The organism is Microbacterium sp. BE35, from assembly GCF_031457705.1.
Lineage (GTDB): Bacteria > Actinomycetota > Actinomycetes > Actinomycetales > Microbacteriaceae > Microbacterium > Microbacterium trichothecenolyticum.
Genome location: NZ_JAVDXD010000001.1, coordinates 1,225,504 through 1,243,589, shown reverse-complemented (window position 1 = coordinate 1,243,589; position 18,086 = coordinate 1,225,504). Strand labels below are relative to the sequence as shown.

At 66.6% G+C, this 18,086-nt stretch carries 12 protein-coding genes; 2 read left to right on the top strand and 10 right to left on the bottom strand.

The features are described from left to right. Nucleotides 1-59 precede the first annotated feature (59 nt). Together J2Y46_RS05450 and J2Y46_RS05445 are read left to right on the top strand one after the other, a co-directional pair. The gene (locus J2Y46_RS05450) at nucleotides 60-6,251 is read left to right on the top strand and encodes a hypothetical protein (protein ID WP_310240837.1); all 6,192 of its coding nucleotides are present in this window, start codon (nucleotides 60-62) and stop codon (nucleotides 6,249-6,251) included. Then, complete coding sequence (locus tag J2Y46_RS05445; protein WP_310240836.1) at nucleotides 6,175-6,849, top strand: hypothetical protein; 675 nt, start codon at nucleotides 6,175-6,177, stop codon at nucleotides 6,847-6,849. The genes J2Y46_RS05450 and J2Y46_RS05445 overlap by 77 nt, the downstream gene beginning before the upstream one ends. Before the next feature lie 224 nt (nucleotides 6,850-7,073). Here the strand turns inward: J2Y46_RS05445 and J2Y46_RS05440 are convergent, their stop codons facing one another. The 10 genes from J2Y46_RS05440 to J2Y46_RS05395 form a co-directional block, all read right to left on the bottom strand. Beyond that, on the bottom strand, nucleotides 7,074-7,955 hold the full coding sequence (locus J2Y46_RS05440; RefSeq protein ID WP_310240835.1) for a virulence protein RhuM/Fic/DOC family protein: 882 nt from the start codon (nucleotides 7,953-7,955) through the stop codon (nucleotides 7,074-7,076). Between the two features lie 1,037 nt (nucleotides 7,956-8,992). Then, nucleotides 8,993-10,492, bottom strand: a complete 1,500-nt coding sequence (locus J2Y46_RS05435; protein WP_396653146.1) for an aspartate ammonia-lyase — start codon at nucleotides 10,490-10,492, stop codon at nucleotides 8,993-8,995. Then, the gene (locus tag J2Y46_RS05430) at nucleotides 10,446-11,417 is read right to left on the bottom strand and encodes an ROK family protein (protein ID WP_310240829.1); all 972 of its coding nucleotides are present in this window, start codon (nucleotides 11,415-11,417) and stop codon (nucleotides 10,446-10,448) included. The genes J2Y46_RS05435 and J2Y46_RS05430 overlap by 47 nt, the downstream gene beginning before the upstream one ends. 109 nt (nucleotides 11,418-11,526) lie before the next feature. Next, nucleotides 11,527-11,661 carry a hypothetical protein gene (locus J2Y46_RS05425; RefSeq protein WP_310240827.1) on the bottom strand — a complete coding sequence of 45 codons (135 nt, stop codon included), beginning with the start codon at nucleotides 11,659-11,661 and terminating at the stop codon, nucleotides 11,527-11,529. After that, on the bottom strand, nucleotides 11,658-12,359 hold the full coding sequence (locus J2Y46_RS05420) for a glutamine amidotransferase-related protein (RefSeq protein WP_310240825.1): 702 nt from the start codon (nucleotides 12,357-12,359) through the stop codon (nucleotides 11,658-11,660). The genes J2Y46_RS05425 and J2Y46_RS05420 overlap by 4 nt, the downstream gene beginning before the upstream one ends. 179 nt (nucleotides 12,360-12,538) lie before the next feature. Continuing rightward, nucleotides 12,539-12,961, bottom strand: a complete 423-nt coding sequence (locus J2Y46_RS05415) for a RidA family protein (RefSeq protein ID WP_310240823.1) — start codon at nucleotides 12,959-12,961, stop codon at nucleotides 12,539-12,541. 29 nt (nucleotides 12,962-12,990) lie between these two features. Then, the gene (gene solA, locus J2Y46_RS05410) at nucleotides 12,991-14,136 is read right to left on the bottom strand and encodes an N-methyl-L-tryptophan oxidase (RefSeq protein WP_310240821.1); all 1,146 of its coding nucleotides are present in this window, start codon (nucleotides 14,134-14,136) and stop codon (nucleotides 12,991-12,993) included. Then, nucleotides 14,133-15,890 (bottom strand): ABC transporter permease subunit, encoded by a 1,758-nt coding sequence (locus tag J2Y46_RS05405; protein WP_310240819.1) that lies wholly within the window; start codon nucleotides 15,888-15,890, stop codon nucleotides 14,133-14,135. The genes solA and J2Y46_RS05405 overlap by 4 nt, the downstream gene beginning before the upstream one ends. Beyond that, complete coding sequence (locus tag J2Y46_RS05400) at nucleotides 15,866-16,870, bottom strand: polyamine ABC transporter substrate-binding protein (RefSeq protein WP_310240816.1); 1,005 nt, start codon at nucleotides 16,868-16,870, stop codon at nucleotides 15,866-15,868. Before J2Y46_RS05400 ends, J2Y46_RS05405 begins: the two co-directional genes overlap by 25 nt. A 113-nt stretch (nucleotides 16,871-16,983) precedes the next feature. Beyond that, a complete protein-coding gene (locus J2Y46_RS05395; protein WP_310240814.1) occupies nucleotides 16,984-18,057 on the bottom strand; it encodes an ABC transporter ATP-binding protein in 1,074 nt (357 codons plus the stop codon). Nucleotides 18,058-18,086 lie beyond the last annotated feature (29 nt).

Genomic DNA, 18,086 nt, shown 5'->3' with positions numbered 1-18,086 from the left:
CTGGTGCTCGCGACGGATCGTGCAGAATGTGGAACGGGTGGTGACGACGAGGGGTGAAATTGGCGGGCAGCGGGGACGATGCGGACGGCGAGGCTGCCACGGCAAGCTATTCGGAGTCCGTGCAGGACAGTCGTGCCGGCGAGCGGTTCCATCATGTGTGGGCTGCGGTCCAGTCGCTAAAACTCCTCGACCAGCGATCGGGGCTGCAGACGATCTGGATCGAGGGGGCCGCCGGCGACCCGGTCGCCGGCGACGAGATCATCGACATCGCCGAATACTACGGACCAACTCCAGGCGAAATCGACCACGTCGTCGTTCGTCAGCTGAAGTACTCCACCAAACGCCGCACCACGAACCTCGGCCTGTCAGACCTGCGGGATACCCTCCGCAAGTTCGCGATGATCGACACACGCAGCGCGAAAGTGTTCCGGGTGCCCCGCACCGCCACCGTCCGGTACAGCGTCGTCACCAACCGGCCCATCGGACCGAAATTGGCCGGGGCGCTCGACCGCATCCGCGCCGGCGCGCCTGCCACCCCCGGCTCCACCCAGCGGAAGATCCTGGAGCTGCTTCCAAAAGACCCCGCCGAGGCTGCCGCGTTGTGTCACCGCATCAGCTTCCACAGCAACCCGGAAAGCCTCGCCGCACTGAGGACACGTCTCGGACTTGACTCCGCGCGGCTCATGGGAGGCGCCGACCCGGGCACCCAAGCGTTGCTCGTCGAGGCCGTCAGTTCCCGGACCAGCGGTGAAATCAAGACGGGCCTGCAGCTGGCAGACATTGCCGCCGCATTCCGTGTCGACCCTACCGAGCTGCTCCCCGCCCCGTCGCTCCTCAAGAACGACCCGCAGGCGCTGCCTCGTGCGTGTTACAACGACATCGCAGACCAGATCCTTGCCAGCGACCGCCCGGTGTTGGTCACCGCTGACGGTGGTGCGGGCAAGAGCACGTTCGCCACCCAACTCTCCGGGCTGGTCTCCGATCGTGCGGACGTGGTCGTGTACGACAGTTTCGGCAACGGTGAATACCGCGCCGCGAATCACTATCGTCACCGTCACCGGGACGGGCTCGTGCAGATCGCGGCGGAGATCGCAGCCCTCGGACTATGCTCCCCACTGGTCCCGGCACGGGGCACCGAAGCACCCGAGTACGTGAAAGCGTTCGAGGCCCGCCTCACCGAGGCGGCGGCGCGCCTAGCTGCCTCCTCCCCCGGCAGGAAGCTGATCCTTCTCGTCGACGCGGCCGACAATGCTGCCGCGGCTGCCGAAGCTGAGCCCGGTGACCGCACATTCGTCCGCGACCTGCTCCAGATGACGCCGCCACCGAACGTCCATATCGCACTAACATGCCGCCCGTATCGGGTCGGCCTGCTCCACCCGCGCCCCGACACGAAGCCGTTGGAACTCCCCGAGTTCTCACTCGCCGAGTCCACGGCCCTGCTGCGTGCACGCTTCACCGACGCGACCGACAGCGACGCCGTCGAATTCCACCATCGAACCTCCGGGAACCCGCGCACCCAAGCCCTGGTGCTGGAGGATACCCAAAGCCTCGACGAGTGCCTGCGGTCCCTCGCCGGCGCTGCCGCGTCCGGCGGGAATGCCATCACCCAGCTGCTGACCACCCGACTGGACCACATCTTCGCAGAGGCCGGGAAGGATAAAGAGATACTGGAGCGCACCGGTCAGCTTCTCGCGACGCTCCGGCCACGGATCCCGGTGCCGGTGCTGGCGTCGCTGAGCGGCGGTGACCCGCACCTCATCAAAAGCTTCGTGGCTGACCTGGGGCGCGGCCTGCTCATCGATGAGGATGCGGTGCAGTTCCTCGACGAGCCCACCGAGACGTTCTTCCGCGAGCGATACAAACTGACCCCGCGCACCGCGGGCCGTCTCGCAGAACAACTCACCGAGCTCTCCGCATCAAATGCGTACGCCGCAGCGTCATTGCCGCAGGTGCTGTGGGAGGCCGGCCGATACGACGACCTGATGACGTTGGGCGTGTCCGACGACGCGTTGCCGGACACCGGCGAGGTGGAGCGACGCCAGATCGCTCAACTGCGCACCGCATTCGCACTGCGTGCCGCGTTCAAACTGCAACGGCCGGCGGATATCGTTCGTCTGGCCCTGCTGGCCGGTTCCGTCGCCGCAAGCGGGGACCGCCGCTACCAGCTGCTCCGCAGCGTCGCCGACCTGACCGGCGACTTCATCGACAGCGCGACCATCGACGAGTTGCGCGCTGCCCGACTGCTGCCCAGCGAATGGCCGGGCTCCGCGCTGGGCGCGGAAGCACTGATGCTGGCGGTGAAGGCCGACCGAGTCGGTGAGGCGCGCAGCCGGCTGCGCGCGTCCATCGGTGCGATGCGCGCGTGGGTGCGCACGCCCCGCGAGCACGGTACCGAGCACGTCACCGCCGCGCAGACCGCGCAAGTCGCGCTGGCAGCCGTGTACGTCGACGGGCCAGCGGCAGCGGCGGCGTTCCTGCAACAGTGGCAGCCTGCCCGATGGGTGCTGGAGACCAGTGCGCTGGTGGTGGCCATGCTCCTGTCCCGAGGGGATCGCGGACACGCCACCACGTTCGGTGTTGCGTCGCGGTCCGCGGCGCTCAGCATTGGCGTCGCCGCGGAACTGCAACGGCTGGGGCTGGCGATGGACGCCGAGCAGACCACGGTCGCGTGGGACACGCTCCGCGGCGAACCTGTGGACTTCAACGTGGGCGACTTCGCTCACCAGGGCGTCGCGGACGCGATCCCCCGCGGTGTGGCATGGATCGCCGCCTGCGCCGTCCGCTCCGGCATCGCCACACCGACGCAGGCGGCCCACCTCGTCGAGGGGTACCTGCCCGCCACACCGCCGAACAGTCTGGGTGACCGGCTCGGGCGCGACCATTCCGGGCTGCTGCATGCCTACGCGCTTCACGCGCGACTGACCGGCTATGCCCTCAGCCTCGAAGACCTCCTCCCGCCGCCTACCGACGACAACCGTCGCGACGACTCCGACCGCGACCGTCGCCGGGGAGAGCTCACACCGATGCTTCCCTGGCTCGACCAGTGGGCACGGTGGAGTCTGGCCGACGCGGGCGACGACGAGAGCCTCGCCCTCATCCGCACATATCCCACTCACAGGTCCGGCTACGGCGACAGGGTCCTGCTGCGCCGCATCGCCGGACCGATCGCCGCGCAGCTTGCCCGGGACACGCAGGCGTCCGAGATCGTCGAGCAGTTCGGGCTTGTCCTCGCAGCCGCATCCCACCATTCGGGCTCGGGCGTGGCCGCGGACATGGTGGCTTGTCTGCACGGCGACAGCCGGTACGCGGGCCCCGCCTACGCCTGTCTGAGTGCCGCCGCAGAGGCCGCAGAGCAAGAAAAGCAGCAGGCTGACGCGATGGCCAGCGACCTCGTCGAACTCGCCCGCGCCGTCTACGCCTTCGACCGGGAGGAAGCGCGCGGCTACTACGAACGGGCCGTCGACGTGGCCTCACGGGTCGGTGATGATGTGTGGGATCGGTGGACGGCCATCCTCACCGTCGCCGAAGCCGCCAGCACCGACGATGAGCGGGATGCGTACCTGCTCGCTGCACGCATCGGGCGCACCGCGGAGGCGTTGCAGCCGTACATGGATGACGGCTTCGACGACCGCGCGCTCATCCGCACCGTCCGCCATCTGACGGACGCCCGGGGGTTGGCGTTGCTCAGCCAGTGGCGGGACCGTCGGTTCGGGCTGTTCGAGTACATGGTGCTCTCCCTGGTGGAGGAGGATTCCGGACTGTTCACCGACGCGCCTCATCTCGCGATCGCGTTCACCCCGTTCAGCGACCGAATCGCCGCCAGTCCGCTCGTGGCCGCCCTGGAAGACCAGGGGACCCTGGATGAACGCCGGTTCCAGCTCATCCGGCGGTTGCAGTGGGTGAGGGGCACCGACCTCGACGGCGAGCAGCTCGGCACCGCGCTCGCAACCCGCTTCCGCATCCCCTCACTCAGCGACCCGATCCCGTCGAATTCGCCCGGGGTGACCAGTTCGTCCCTCGGCGACGGGAGATACCAGCTGGAGCTCGAGGAAAGGGAGTCGACCCTTCGCGACCGGCTCGGACAGCTCGACATCACCACCGTCGACGGTATGACCATGGCGGCGGCGGCGCTGGCCGACGCTCACGCCGGTTCCGACGTCACCGCCCTGGTCGAGAAGATCTCGACACAACCGGCGAACGAGTGGGGCAAAATCGTGCGTGCATTCCACGACAGCGAGGCCTTCAGCGCACGACAGCAGCTGGACTTCCTGAGACTCGTCGGATCGCTGCCGTCGAACAGCCTCGCCCTGAAACGCGCCCTGAAGGAGTTGGCGGAGACGTACATCACTGCCAATGCGACCGGCATCGTGTCCGGGTACGGCTACCGCGTCGCGGAGCTTGACGAACTCGCTGCGCTCCTCGGCACCCAACCGCGTAACACCCTGCTGCGTGCGGTGGCGGCGGCTGAACCGGCGAACATCGTGTCGTCCGCGGACGCCTGCTACCGACTGGCTGGCAACCTCGCCCCGCTGATGACCTCCACTGAGGCGACGGCCGGTCTGCGACGGGCCCTGGACCTGGTCGACGCCGCTGTCGAGATGGCACCCTGGCGTGATGACATGACGGTGATTCCATCAACCACGCAACTGACGGCCGCGACCGCAGGGTTCCTGTGGTCGGCGCTGGCCGACCCGCGGGGCTCGATGCGGTGGCGGGCGACCCACGCGGTTCGTTTCCTTCTCGAGTACCGGGACGAGGAATTCGCCTACGCCCTCGCGGGCCTCGCGTCCGCCCCAGACGCGCCGGGTGGTTTCGTGGAGTCGCAGTTCCCGTTCTACCGAATGCATGCGGTGGAGGCCCTGCTCGTCGCGATCGAACGTGCCGCGGTCGCTGACCCGAGTGCGGTGGTTTCGCTGCTGTCGGTGGTGGCAACGCTGTGCGCGCAGCACCCGGATCACCTGCGTATCCAGCACCTGGGCGCACAGATCGGCCTTCACACCGGGAGCCCTGCGCTGGCGGACACCGGAATCCCCCTCCGCCCCGTCCGGGTCGTCGGTTGGGACGACATGCCCCACGCACCGAGACCGTGGGGCCACGACGCACCCACCTCGGAGTTCCAGTTCCACTTCGACACCGACGAGTACTCGCTTGGCCCACTGTCCGAATCGTTCGGCGTCGACCACGCCGACACGCTGAACGCGGCCAGCAACCTCATCCTCGACGAGTGGAACCTCCGCGGACACCCCGCACTGGACGCGGACCCACGACACACCGGCCGCGCATACGGGAAGGAGGAGACCTTCTTCCGCAAGGGTGAGGTGCCCACCGCGGAGGACTTCGAGTACTACCTCGCCTATCACGCGGCGCTGACGGTGGCCGGCCGACTGACCCGCCACGAGTCGCCGGTGCAGAGCGCCGACGACGAGAACCCCCGATTCGCCCGATGGTTCGCAGATTACGATCTCGCCCGCAACGACCGCTGGTGGATTTCGGACGCCCGCCGTCCCACCCCCGCCGGCCTTGGCCACACCTCACCCACGGCCGCCGACTGGCGATGGAATGTCTCCGCCGACGACTTCCAGAACGCGTTCCTCGGCGAGGACGGGTGGGTCACGGTGCGCCAGTCGGCGCGCAACGAAGCGTACGGCGGGCGAGAGCGGATCATCGTGACCAGCGCGCTCGTCGACCTGCGCACAGCCCGTGCCCTGGTCCGTGCACTGCAGACCGCCCCGTCGTTGCAGAGTCACCGTCTGCCATTCACAGACTACGACGACGACCTCGAGGTCGGGCCGTACATTCTGCGTGGCTGGATCCAAGACGACAACAGCGAGACCGGCGCGGACCATCGAGACCCGTTCGCAGAGGACATCACCTATCCGACGCCGAGGCCGAGCCAGTGGGTGCGGGACCTTCTTCACCTCTCAGAAGCACCGAACGGGCTGGACTGGATTGCGGCCACCGAGCCGACACCCGTTGCCGTGGCGGAAGCTTGGGCGTTGAAAGAAGGCGGCCGTGACCCGCGCGGGCCGGAAGGCACTCGGCTGCGGGTGACCTCGGCTCTGCTGGCGGAACTTTCCGCGAAGACGCAATCCGCGATCATCGTGGAAGTCCGCTTCGACCGCGACCCGGAAACACGCAGCTACCATCGTTCCGACGAACAACTGGGGTTCCTCGATGACTATGTCCGATACTTCTCCTACACCCCCGACACGGGATGGCGCGACTATCTCGGCCGTCCTCTCGCTCGGTGAGCGGATCGCGGCCACACTCGATGAGGACGACCTGCTTTCGCAGTGGATGGCGCACCACATCGCCGAACGTCTGACCGTGCTCGAGACGCTGCAGGGCGCGGAACGCGCCACCGCGGAGAACGAGCTCGTCGATCACATCCTGCGCCTCTGGGAGCACCGCCACGGGGCGATGTTCGGTGAGTACCCGTTGGACCTTTCCGAAAGCGTGATCCGCGCGGTCGCCCGGCTCGACCCGAAACCCGGGGATGCGTTCTTCGGTGCCTTCGGCTTCCTGCCATCGCCGAGCGCCGAGGAAACCCGACTCGACACGCACCTGTGGATCGCGCAGTCGCTGGACATCGAGGTCGGCAGGCTCATCCGCCAGCTCGTCATCCTTGCGGCAGAGTCCGCGGCGGACACCGAGGCAGCCTGGGTGGAGGCGGCGCGGGAAGCGGACACGGACCCGTTCCTCCACATCCGCGACCTACTGGAACAGTACGGTTCGGAGGCTGACGTTGAGGAGGCCGACCCTCGCGCGGCAGGCCGGGCACAAATCGCGGCGCATGCAGCACGCATCCGCGAACTCCTCGCCCCGCTCGCACCGCCAGGCACCGAGTAGCATCCAACGGTAGCGCCCATCGTGAAGCACCACATTCGCGGTGAGTTGACGGGCCAACGGATGGTGCATTCCTCCCAGTTGGCCTCCGAGGTGCTGTCAGCGCTGCGCCAGGTGGATGACGTCGCTTACCTGCGTTGGGCGACGGTGACAAACAACATCCGGATCGGACGACCGTTCGCCGTGGAGGTCGCCGACTTGCTCTACGCCCCGTGGCCGCGCACGCATTAGTACGCGAACAGGGCGGCTCCTGTGCGCTTGTTGCCGTCACCGAACGGGTGGTCCTTCACGATCATGTACAGGAGGTTGGCGGCCTTCTCTTGCGCGCTCGGGTAAAGCTCCTGTCCCATAAAGGTCTGGTCGATCTGACCGAGGACTCCATGGATGGAGTCGTCCTTCGTGACACCGAGCCGCTCATCATTCGGGAACCTTTCCCGCAGCTGCGCAACTATCAGCTCAACATCTTCGAGGTCCATCCGCTCAGTGGCGGCGACCTCGGTCGGTGGTACCAACTCGCCGCGGTCGTGGTCGGCCAAACGGTCGAAGTCGCCGGTGTACCGCTGCATGATGCGGCCGAGGCTTGCCAAGTGCTCATCACTCGAGGTCGCAAGAAGGTCGGCGACCGCGTCGACGTGACGCACGCGTGCGACGTTCTGATCCAGAATTCTCTGACGCAGGACGCTGGTTGCCCACCGACGGAAGTGCACACCACGTGGCGAATGCACGCGATAACCGACCGAGATGATCGCGTCGAGGTTGTAGTGCTGGACGCGTCGAGCAACCTCTCGCACTCCCTCACGTCGAACCATTAAGAAATTCTGAATAGTTGAGCCGTCCAGCTCACCATCATCCGCGGCCCGCTTCAGATGCATGTTGATGTTAGGGACTGTCGAACCGAGCATCTCCGCCATCTGTACCTGGGTTGCCCAAACTGTTTCTCCGTCGAAGCGAACTGGCAGAGACACAGCCCCGTCCGCGGACGAATAGCGCTCGACGTGGACCACGTTGTCGATGGGCAGTTGCCCTTCGGATGGAGTGTGGGTCTTCGGTGCGAACGACTGGCGGTTGGACTTCATGCTGGTCTTGCGGCGGGGCTGCGCGGAGCTCACGACTCTCCTCATCTCGGGAACGCCGCGCACTCTGACACGTTAGCTGCGCGGTCCTCCCGCCTACGCGCTGGCGCGAGATTCGGAAAGACGTCTACGAGTCGATTCCCGTCAGAGCCCCTCTCCGAAGCGCCGCGGACGCGCGGTCCGCCTCGAGCTCCCGGCAGGCTCGTTGCGCGACCCGGGCGCGGGCCGAATCGCTGAACGTCAGGGGAAGCCTGACGGCCGAGGCCAGGTTGCGATGGGACTATCGCGCGATGGTGCGCATGCGGATGATCCGGATCTCACTGCGGATCGGGCCGGCGACGCGCATTATCTGTCGCCACGTCACCGGTGCACCCACCCGACTCCCCGAACCAGTAGTCGGATACGTGGCAGGACTTCACGGACCCCCGGATTTCGTACAGTCCAGCCACGGGTGTCGATGCCGTCGACCCGCATCCCCTGCCGACCTTCGAGACGCTGAGTGTCCGCCGCCTGATCCGGCTGGGCCCGGGCCTGGATCGAACGGACGCCAACGGGGCCGGGCGCGGATGCGCGCCCGGCATCGCCACCAAGCGGACCCTCAGTCGCGGGACGGGGCGCCTCCTTCCGTCACCCGAGGTGCACCCGCGCCGCGCTGACGGTCGCGCTCGATCAGGCGACGGTTCTGAATAGGCTTGCCGCATTTTGAAGGGCACCACAGACCCGCGAGCGGCACCGAGCCGGCAGCAGGCTCGCCGGTGCAGTGTCGGGGGCGCTGCAGACGACGCAGGGGTCGAGTACCGGCGCGGCGTTGCCGCGCATGCCGTCAGTTGCGGGCTCTCTGAGTAGGACGGTCGGAGTCAGGGACCGCATCCTGGTCACGGCGTTCCACGAGGCGTCGGCGGCTGACTGCGACCTGCTCACCTCCGACATCGCGCGTTGGCTCGACACCGGGTCGGGCGGCGTGGCGTTTGCTCCTGGACGGGCTGGACGAGACCCACGACGATCGTCGACGCGTCGTCACCGAGATCGAGACTCTGCTGCGAAATACAGACGGTTCAGCAGCAGTCGCTGCACTACTGATCAGGGACCGGGCGCAGCCCCGGGTCGATGCGGATGAGAGGGATGGCGGCCGTCACCGGTTCGAGTCCGGACAGCCGCGAAGGCGACACCAACTTGGCGACGCGTTCGTTGCTCATGAGCCCTGCCTCTTCGACGAGTTCGGCGATGCTTCGCCCGGTCAGCAGGGCATTTTTCGCGAGCGCGGAAGCGGCGACGTATCCGATGTATGGCGTGAGGGCGGTCACCACCCCAACCGACGATGCCGCCATCAGCTGCAGGCGCTCGATATTCGCGGTGATCCCCACCACGCAATTCTCACGAAGCGTCCGACAGGCGCCCGTCATCCAAGCCAAGCTCTGCAACAGGGAGTGCGCGATCACAGGTTCGAACGCGTTCAACTGCAACTGGCCGGCTTCGGCCGCCATCGTCACGGTGGTGTCGGCACCGGCGACCGAGAACGCCACCTGGTTGACTACCTCGGGGATGACTGGGTTCACCTTTCCGGGCATGATGCTCGATCCGGCCTGGCGTGGCGGGAGAGAGATCTCTCCCAATCCGGCTTGCGGGCCGCTGGAGAGCAGGCGGAGGTCGTTGCAGATCTTGCTGAGTTTGATCGCCGCGCGCTTGAGGGTGCCCGACAGGCTCATGAACACGCCTGCGTCGCTGGTCGCCTCAACGAGGTCGACTGCGGTGACGTGGTCGAAGCCGGTGAGCTGGCGCAGGTGGTCGCAAACCGAGTCGGCGTAGTTGGGGTCCGCGGTGATCCCGGTGCCGATTGCGGTCGCTCCGAGATTGATCTCCCACAGCAATGGCAGCATGTCCCGCAGTCTCTGTGCATCCTCGGCCAGTGTGGTGGAGAAGCCCCGGAACTCCTGCCCCAACGTCATGGGTACAGCGTCCTGCAACTGGGTGCGACCGACCTTGAGCACGTCGATGAACTCTTCGCCCTTGGCCGCGAACGCTGCGCGGAGGAGTTCATGTTCCGTAAGCAACCGCTCGACGGCGAAGCAGAGCGCAAGCTTGACGGCCGTCGGGTACGTGTCGTTGGTGCTTTGGCTGCGGTTGACGTCGTCCAACGGATGGAGGATGTCGTAGGCACCGCGGTGGTGCCCACGCTGCTCGAGAGCGATGTTCGCGATCACCTCATTGGTGTTCATGTTCGTGGACGTGCCCGCGCCGCCTTGCACCACGTCCACGACGAACTGCTCGTGGAATTCTCCGGCTCGAACACGCTGGCAGGCGTTGTCGATCCACTCCGCCTTCGTAGGCTCAAGAACCCCGATGTCGCGGTTCGCGCGCGCCGCTGCCTGCTTCACGATCACCAGCGCGTCGATCAGGTCCGGGTGGATGGAGATGGGTCGGTGTGAGATCGGGAAGTTCTGCAACGCCCGCGAGGTATGAACACCCCAGTACGCGGTGGCGGGGATCTCGACCGCACCCAGACTGTCCGTTTCGACGCGGGTCGCGTCACGGCGAGACAAGACGCGACTCCCCGATAGTGCGATTCGGGACATGGTGCCCGTCGTACGCGTCGAACGCGAGTGCGGCCGCCCCGACGAGCGGTCCTGACCCGGCGAGACCAGTGCCGGAGATGATGATGTCCGCGGTATGCGGCAACAACGACTCGTCACGCACCGCCGCTGCGACGAGATCGACGTAGTCGTCCGCGACCTGCACGAACCCACCGGCGATAACGGCGACTTCAAGGTCGAGCAGCGTGGAGACCGACGCGACAGCACTGCCAATGGCCGCCGCGGAACGTTCAACGGCGGCGCGCGCGACCGGCTCCCCGGCGGCGTAGGCGCGCGCAAGGTCCTGCCCTGTGGACCCGGTCCACCCCCGTTCCTGCGCCCACTCCACGGCGCGCGGGCCGGAGGCGAGGTGCTCGACGGTTCCTGCGTGGGGTGATCCGCCGCCGCGGCGCTCGATGCGCATCTGACCAACGTGCCCGGCGTTGCCGCTTCGACCGGTGATGGGGCGGCCGTCGATGATTACCCCGCCGCCGACCCCGGTGGATACGACTAACGCGAGCACTGTCCCGTGGCCGCGTGCGGCGCCGAATCGATGCTCCGCGAGCGCGACGCAGGTCCCGTCGAGCGCGAGCGAGATCGGCGCATCGACGACGTCGGCGAGGAAGTCGAACGTTGCACCGGTTGCCAACGGCATGTTCAACGGGGCGACGGAACGTCTTTCAAGATCGAGCGGCCCGGCACTGCCCACGCCGACGCCGACGAGTGTCATCTCCGGGGTGAGGCTGTTGGCCGCGTCGAGCGCGATCTCGCTCACCAGTTGTTGGAGCACCTCACGGGTGACCCCTGGTCCTGTTGACCGCCGCACCCGCGACCCGGACAACACCATCCCGGCGCGGTCGACGAGCGCGGCCTCTGCCTTTGTGCCGCCGATGTCGACCGCGAGCGCGAATTCGAGTTTCTGAGGCATGCGTGCTCCTGAGACGTTGGTGTGAGTGGGATGGACCGCCAGGACGGTGAGCATCACCGAAGCCGTGGGCTCGTTTCCGGGGGGTCGCGCGAAGCGGGGGCGCGAGGGATCAGTCGTAGCCGAGTACGAAGATGGTGTCTGTGAGAGGGGCGTGCTCGACGGTCATCGAGGGCTCGCCCTCAATGTCCTGTGACACCTCGTCGGCGTGGCACCCGGGCTTGGCGAGACTGCGCGCGGTATTCATCTGACGCCGGCTTTGCGTTGCCGATCGCCCACGTTGAGGTACTCGAACGCAGCGGTGAACAGCGCCGGCGCGCGGCGAGCAGAATCTGCCGCGTGGAGCTTGGCAGTGGAGAGGGCCTCTTCGGTGTCTGTGCGTTCGCTGCCGGAGTAGTGCCAACGCAGCCAGCGTTCGAAGGTTGGGAGCGTCAGCTCGGGGTGGAACTGCCAGCCGATCGCTTTGGCGCCCGCGCTGTCGTCGATAAACGCTTGTGGGCCGGCGGGACTCCAGCCGATCACGGTGGATGTCCGGGCGGGGAAAATGATGTCGTGGTGCATTTGACCCCACCGTCCTGGGGGGCAGAGCGCGTCGTGACGTGATGTCACCGCGGTCCAACCGCACTCCGGTGTCGGGCCCCGATCGCTGCTTCCGCCGAGAGCGCGCGCGAGGACCTGAGCGCCGTAGCAGATGCCCAGGACGGGTACTCCCTGCCCCAGCGTGTCGCGGATGAGCTCGACCTCCGAGGCAACGACGTCGGCCTGTTGCGGGTCATGGGCAGACCGGTTGGAGCCGAGCAGAATGAGCACGCTCGCGTCCACGGCGGCTGATCGAATGTTGCTCCGGTCGAGGTACTGCATGCTCGTGTCGGCTGCGTGGAGGAAGTCGCCCAGGAGTCCGGGGTCGCGGTCGACCGTGTCGGCAACCAGTACGGCGTGCATCATGTCCTCGCTTCGACGATGGGGATATGGGTGGGGGGATCCGTGGAACCGATGGGGTGGTACACCGAGGGTGCGGGGATCGGCTTCCCGCACCCCCGGTGGGTCTTGAACATGCCCGCGTGGCCGGCAGGGCGCGCCGGAGGTCGGCGTGAGAGTGCCACGCCACCACACATCGCCAGCTATCAGAGCTGGATCTGGATGTGCTCCTGGTCGCCGGCGCCTGCGCCACGGTAGGCGGTGACCTCGACCTCGACGAGGTACTGCGGCCCGCCGAGCGGGCTGCAGGTCACGGTACGTGCCGGATCGATGCCGCGGAACGCGCGACCGACCTCGGCCATCACGGCGGGCGCGTCGTCCGGGTTGGGGATGGTGATTCGGGAGAAGACGACATCTGCGAGAGAAGAGTCGGCGGCTTCAAGCGCCCGCTGGATCGTGCGGATTGCCTGCTGGGTCTGCTCAACTGCCGTGTCCGCGAACACCTGCGTGGCGTAGTCGACGCCAGCGGTGTTGGAGACGAGGATCCAGTCGTCGATGGCAACGATGCGGGAGTAGCTTTCGGTCTCCTCGTAGGGGCTACCGGATTTGATCTTGACGATGCGTGCCATAGGTTCTGGCCTTTCTCTGTTGGTTTGGGTCAGCGGGTGAGCTGGAACCGGGTCGGTGACACGAAGGCGTAACGGTCGGACGTCGGTTCGCCGAGCGCGGAGCCGGCGAGGAACTCGCCGATAGCGGATGCGTGCTTGAAGGCGTGACCGCTGTCACCGCCGGCGATGATCACTCGGCTGCCGTTCTCGCGCGGCCCGAGCACGAACTGGTGATCGGGGCTGAACGTGATCATGCAGGTGTAGGCGAGGACGGGTTCCGGGTCGATTCCGTCCAGGTAGCGGGCGACCGTCTCACGGGCTGCGGCGATGTCCTCCTCAGCCAGCACCCTGTCGATCGTGTCGGGATCGGTGGGCCGCACGTTGTACTCGTTGTCGGGCGCGCCGACCTTGATCGGCAGTCCGTCGATCTGACCGTGACCCCAGATGGTCTGCTGATCGTTGATGTGCCGGATGAACACCGGCATCCGATCCATCCCGAGCACGCCTTCGCTGGCCCGGAACCAGGTCATGATCGTGCGAACCGGCGTAAGCCCGGGCAGGTCCAGCAGCTTGGGAATCCACGTGCCGGCGGCGACAACCACTGTCCGCGCCGTGTAGGTACGGTCTTCAGTTTCGACCTCGACCCCGTCGCTGATCTCACGAATGCCCGTCACCTTGGTCCGCACACGAACGTCGGCGCCGGCGGCTTTGGCGGCCTGAACAGCTGCCGAGATGCTGGCCTCCGGCCGCACCGCACCGGCATTCGGGTCCCACAGGCCGACATACGAGGGGTCGGTGCTGGCGTGCGGCGGGAACCTCTCGACGACGTCCGCCCAGCTGAGCTCCTCAACCGATTCGCCCGCGGTGGCGGCCGCCTGCCGGGTGCCGACGATGAGCTCGCTGTCGGGCGGGCCGATCATCACGCCGCCGGTCAACGTGAGCAGCGTCGTGTTGGTGACGTCCTCAAGTTCTCGGAAGAGGTCCCGCGAGCGGACAGCCATCGCGCCCAGGTCGGGATGTTCGAAGCATGCCGTGCGGAAGAGACGGGTGTCGCCATGGGATGACCCGAGGTTGTGGGCGATATCGAACTGTTCGATACCGATCACGTCGACGCCGCGGGCGGCGAGCCGCCACAGCGCCATCGAGCCCAGCGCACCCAGACCGACCACGACAACGTCTGCGTCGTACTTTGTCATTGTTCCTCCACTACTGCTGCGGTTGGCAAGGGGATGCTGCTGCGTCGCTGTCGACGGTTGAGCAGCGTGTAGAGCCCGAAGGTGAGGGCGATCATGAGGAGCCCGAAGCCGAGCACACCGACCGCGGCGGCCGCGCCTTCAGGGCTGGTGCTGAATCGGATGCCGCTCCACAGCTTCCGGGGCAACGTGGTGGTGTCCAGACCGCTGAGGAAGATGGACGCGACAGACTCATCGAAGGAGATGAGCACGCCCATGAGCAGGGCAACCGCCAGTGCGGGCAGCATCAGCGGGACGATCACCGTCACGATTGCTCTGACCTTCGAGGCGCCGAGGCTGACCGCCGCGTCCTCCAACCGCATATCCGAGGAGCTGTAGCCCGCCGCGATGATGAGGTAGCACACCGGGAGCGCGAGAACTGTCTGGGCGAGCGTGAGACCAAGTTCGGTGTCGACCAAGCCCAACCGCACGAAAGCGACGTACGCACCGATGGCGAACACCACGGCGGGGATCGTCATCGGCAGCAGCATGCCCTGATCAGCGGCGCGGGCGAGGAACCGTGTGCGAGCGGTGGCCAGAACAGTCAGCATGGCAACCACTACCGCGATCACAGCGGCAGCGACAGCGATCCGCAGACTTGTCAGCGCAGCACCCACCCACTCGGGCGAGAGAACCGCCTCGAACCACTGCGTCGAGAACCCGGGAGTCGGGAACACGAGGACCTGTCCGGAGGTGAACGCGATCGGCACGAGGATCACCATCGGCGCCAGGCTGAAGACGACGATCGAAACGAAGTAGACCGCGTACACGACCTTCCAGACGACCCGCTCCGTTGTCGCGGTGGCGTTGGAGCGGCGGGCGACGGGAGACAACGCCGCAGGATTCGGGGCCTCATCTTCGGCCCGAGGAGTGTGCCGCCTGCGACGTCGGATCGCCCACATCACCAGCCAGATCGCGCCGACGAGAGCGGCGGCGCACAGCGCCAGCACAATGCTCAGCGCGGCTGCAAACGAACGGTTCGAACCAGTCTCGATCGTCGCCTGAATCAGCTGCGCGAGCATCGTCTGCTGCGTGCTCCCGAGAATCGCCGGAGCGATGAAGCTCGCCATCGCGAACAGCGCGACGACGATCAGCCCTGAGGTCACACCGGGCAGCGTCTGCGGGACCACCACACGCAGCATCGTGCGCAGCTTCGATGACCCCAACGCTTCACTGACTCCGACCACCTCGGGGGGAATCCTGCGCATCACCGCCACGAGCGAGAATGTCATCAATGGAAGCGAGACGTGGACCAGGGCGATGACCACGGCGAAGTCCGTGAACAGCAGGGTGGTCGGTTTGTCGTTGACGCCCAGCACCACGAGTAGGTTGCTGATGAGCCCGTTGCTACCCAGCATCGCCAGCCAGCTGAACGTGCGCACCAGGCTGCTGGTAAGGAACGGGACGATCACCGCGACGACCAGGACCATTCGCTGCCACCCGGTGCGGGTGGAGATGATCCACGCCGCAGGGTAGGCCACGAGCAGCGTCACCACCGCAACGGTGATGGCGATCCGGACCGTGGTCCACGCCACGTTGGCGTACACCGGTGAGGCGAAGAATTGGGTGAAGCCCGTGCCCGTGAACGCCTCCGGCACGATCGTGAGGATCGGAGCCAGGTACAGCCCGATGAGGAGGATGAAAGCGGGGAGGAGGAGCGCGAAGGACCAGACCTTCGCGCCCCGCCCCGCTGCTACTGAAGCAGCCATGCGTCCCATCTCGCCTTGACCTCGGTGATGTTGTCTGCCCACCACTGGGTGTCGAGAGTGACACCCTGCGCCGCGTTCTCCGGGGAGGTCGGCAGCTTCGCGTTCTGCTCGTCCGACAGCAGTTCGTACGCGTCCGCATTGGTCGGGCCGTACGGGATTGCCTCGGCAAGTGCTGCCTGCGGCTCCGCCTGGACGGCGAAGGCGATGAACTGCTGCGCCGCGTCGGCGTTCTTGGCGCCCTTCGCGATCGTCCAGTACTCGGTGTCGCGGACCGCCGCCTCCCAGCTGTAACTCCAGTCAGCGCCGTCCTTGATCGCGTCTTCCGCGCGGCCGGCCGACTGGAATGACGCCGCCACATCGCCCTGCTGCATGAGCGACTGCGCGTCGCTCGGGCCCTTGAAGGCGACGACCTGGTCCTTGATCCGATCGAGCACCTCGAATGCCCGGTCGACGTCAAGCGGGTACAGGTCTTCGGGTTCCACCCCGTCAGCCAGGAGCGCGAACTCGAGTGTCCGCTCGGGGATGTCCGGCAGTGCGCGGGGCAGCTTGACATCCGGGTCGAAGAAGTCCGCAGGTGTGAGCGGGTCGGTGGCGGCGTTGTCCCACACCAGGTTGGTGCTGAACTGGATGTAGCCGACGCCGTAGTCGCTGACGACATCGGAGGCGATGCCGGTCGTGTCGATCTGGTCGAAGTCCAGCGGCTCCAACAGGTCGTTCTTCACCGCGTTGGCGAACGGGCCGCCCTCGAGCGAGACGACATCCCAGGTCACGTTGCCGGAGTCGATCTGCGCCTTCAGCGCGTCGAACCCGGTGCCTTCGGTGTCCTTCACCGTGATGCCCGACTCCTCGGTGAAAGGGTCGAACAGCGCTTCCCGCTGGGCCTCCTGGAAGGCTCCTCCGTAGGAGGAGATCACCACGGTGCCGTCAGACGACTCACCTCCGCTGCCGCTGGCGGACGAGCACCCCGCGACGACGACGGTCAGTGTCAACGCTCCTGCTGCCACAGCAATGTGGCGAAGTGATCGCAGCTTTGCGTTCATGGGCCTACCTTTCGTTTCTCTCTTGGTGCCAGCGCACGGGAGGGCGCTGGACGACTTGCGCATCAGCCGCGGGACAGCGGCGTGGCTGCCTGCACGGGCCAGGTGACCTTCAGCCGCGTTCCGGGCTTGGCCAGCGGCGGCTGCCCGTCGACGATGCCGCGGATCTTCTGTCCGTCGTCGAGGCGGACCGTGGCGATATAGCGGCCCTCGTTGAAGATGACGTCGACGAACTCCGCCTCCACCCCCGGTTCGTGCCCGTCGCGAGTCTTTGGCACCGGTGTGATGACGACGTAGTTCTGCTGGATTGCCAGGAGGATGGGGCCGTCGCCGCCGTGCCAGTCTTTGGACGCGACTGCGACAGATCCGATCTGCGCGTTTCCGTCACGCCACTGGGCTTCGATGACGGTCGAATCGCCGACGAACTCTGCGATGAACCGGTTCGCCGGCTTGTAGTAGAGCTCCGGTGGCGGGCCGACTTGGATGAGCTTGCCGTCTTTCATCACGGCGACACGGTCGGCGAGAGCCATCGCCTCGCCCTGATCGTGTGTGACGTAGACGACGGTGACGCCGAGCTCGGCGTGCAGCCGCTTCAGCTCATGCTTCATCTCCTCGCGCATCGACCGGTCCAATGCGCCCAGCGGTTCATCCATGAGCAGCACCCGCGGGCCGAACACGATCGCCCGCGCCAGCGCCACACGCTGCTTCTGACCGCCCGACAGCTCCGCCGGGTAGGAGTTCGCCTTCTCGGACAGCCGCACCAGGCGCAGCGCTTCGGTGACCCGCGCGTTCTGCTCGCTGCGGGCTACGCGGCGAGCTTTGAGGGGGTAGGCGACGTTGTCCCACACCGTCATGTGAGGGAACAGTGCGTAGTCCTGGAACACGATGCCGATGTCGCGCCGGTTCGGGGCGATGCTGGTGATCTTCTCCTCGCCGATCAGGATGTCGCCCGTGGAGGGGGTGATGAACCCGGCGATCAGCATCAGCAGTGTGGTCTTGCCGGATCCGCTGGGACCGAGCAGGGCGAAGAACTCGCCGTCCTCGATTCGCAGGTCGAGCTGTTCCAGGGCGTGACCGCCGCGCACGTACTGGTGAGATACCCCGCTGAAGTCGACGGTTGCGGGGCGTGTGATCGTCATACGCTGCTCCTGCACATCCAGGGTGCACA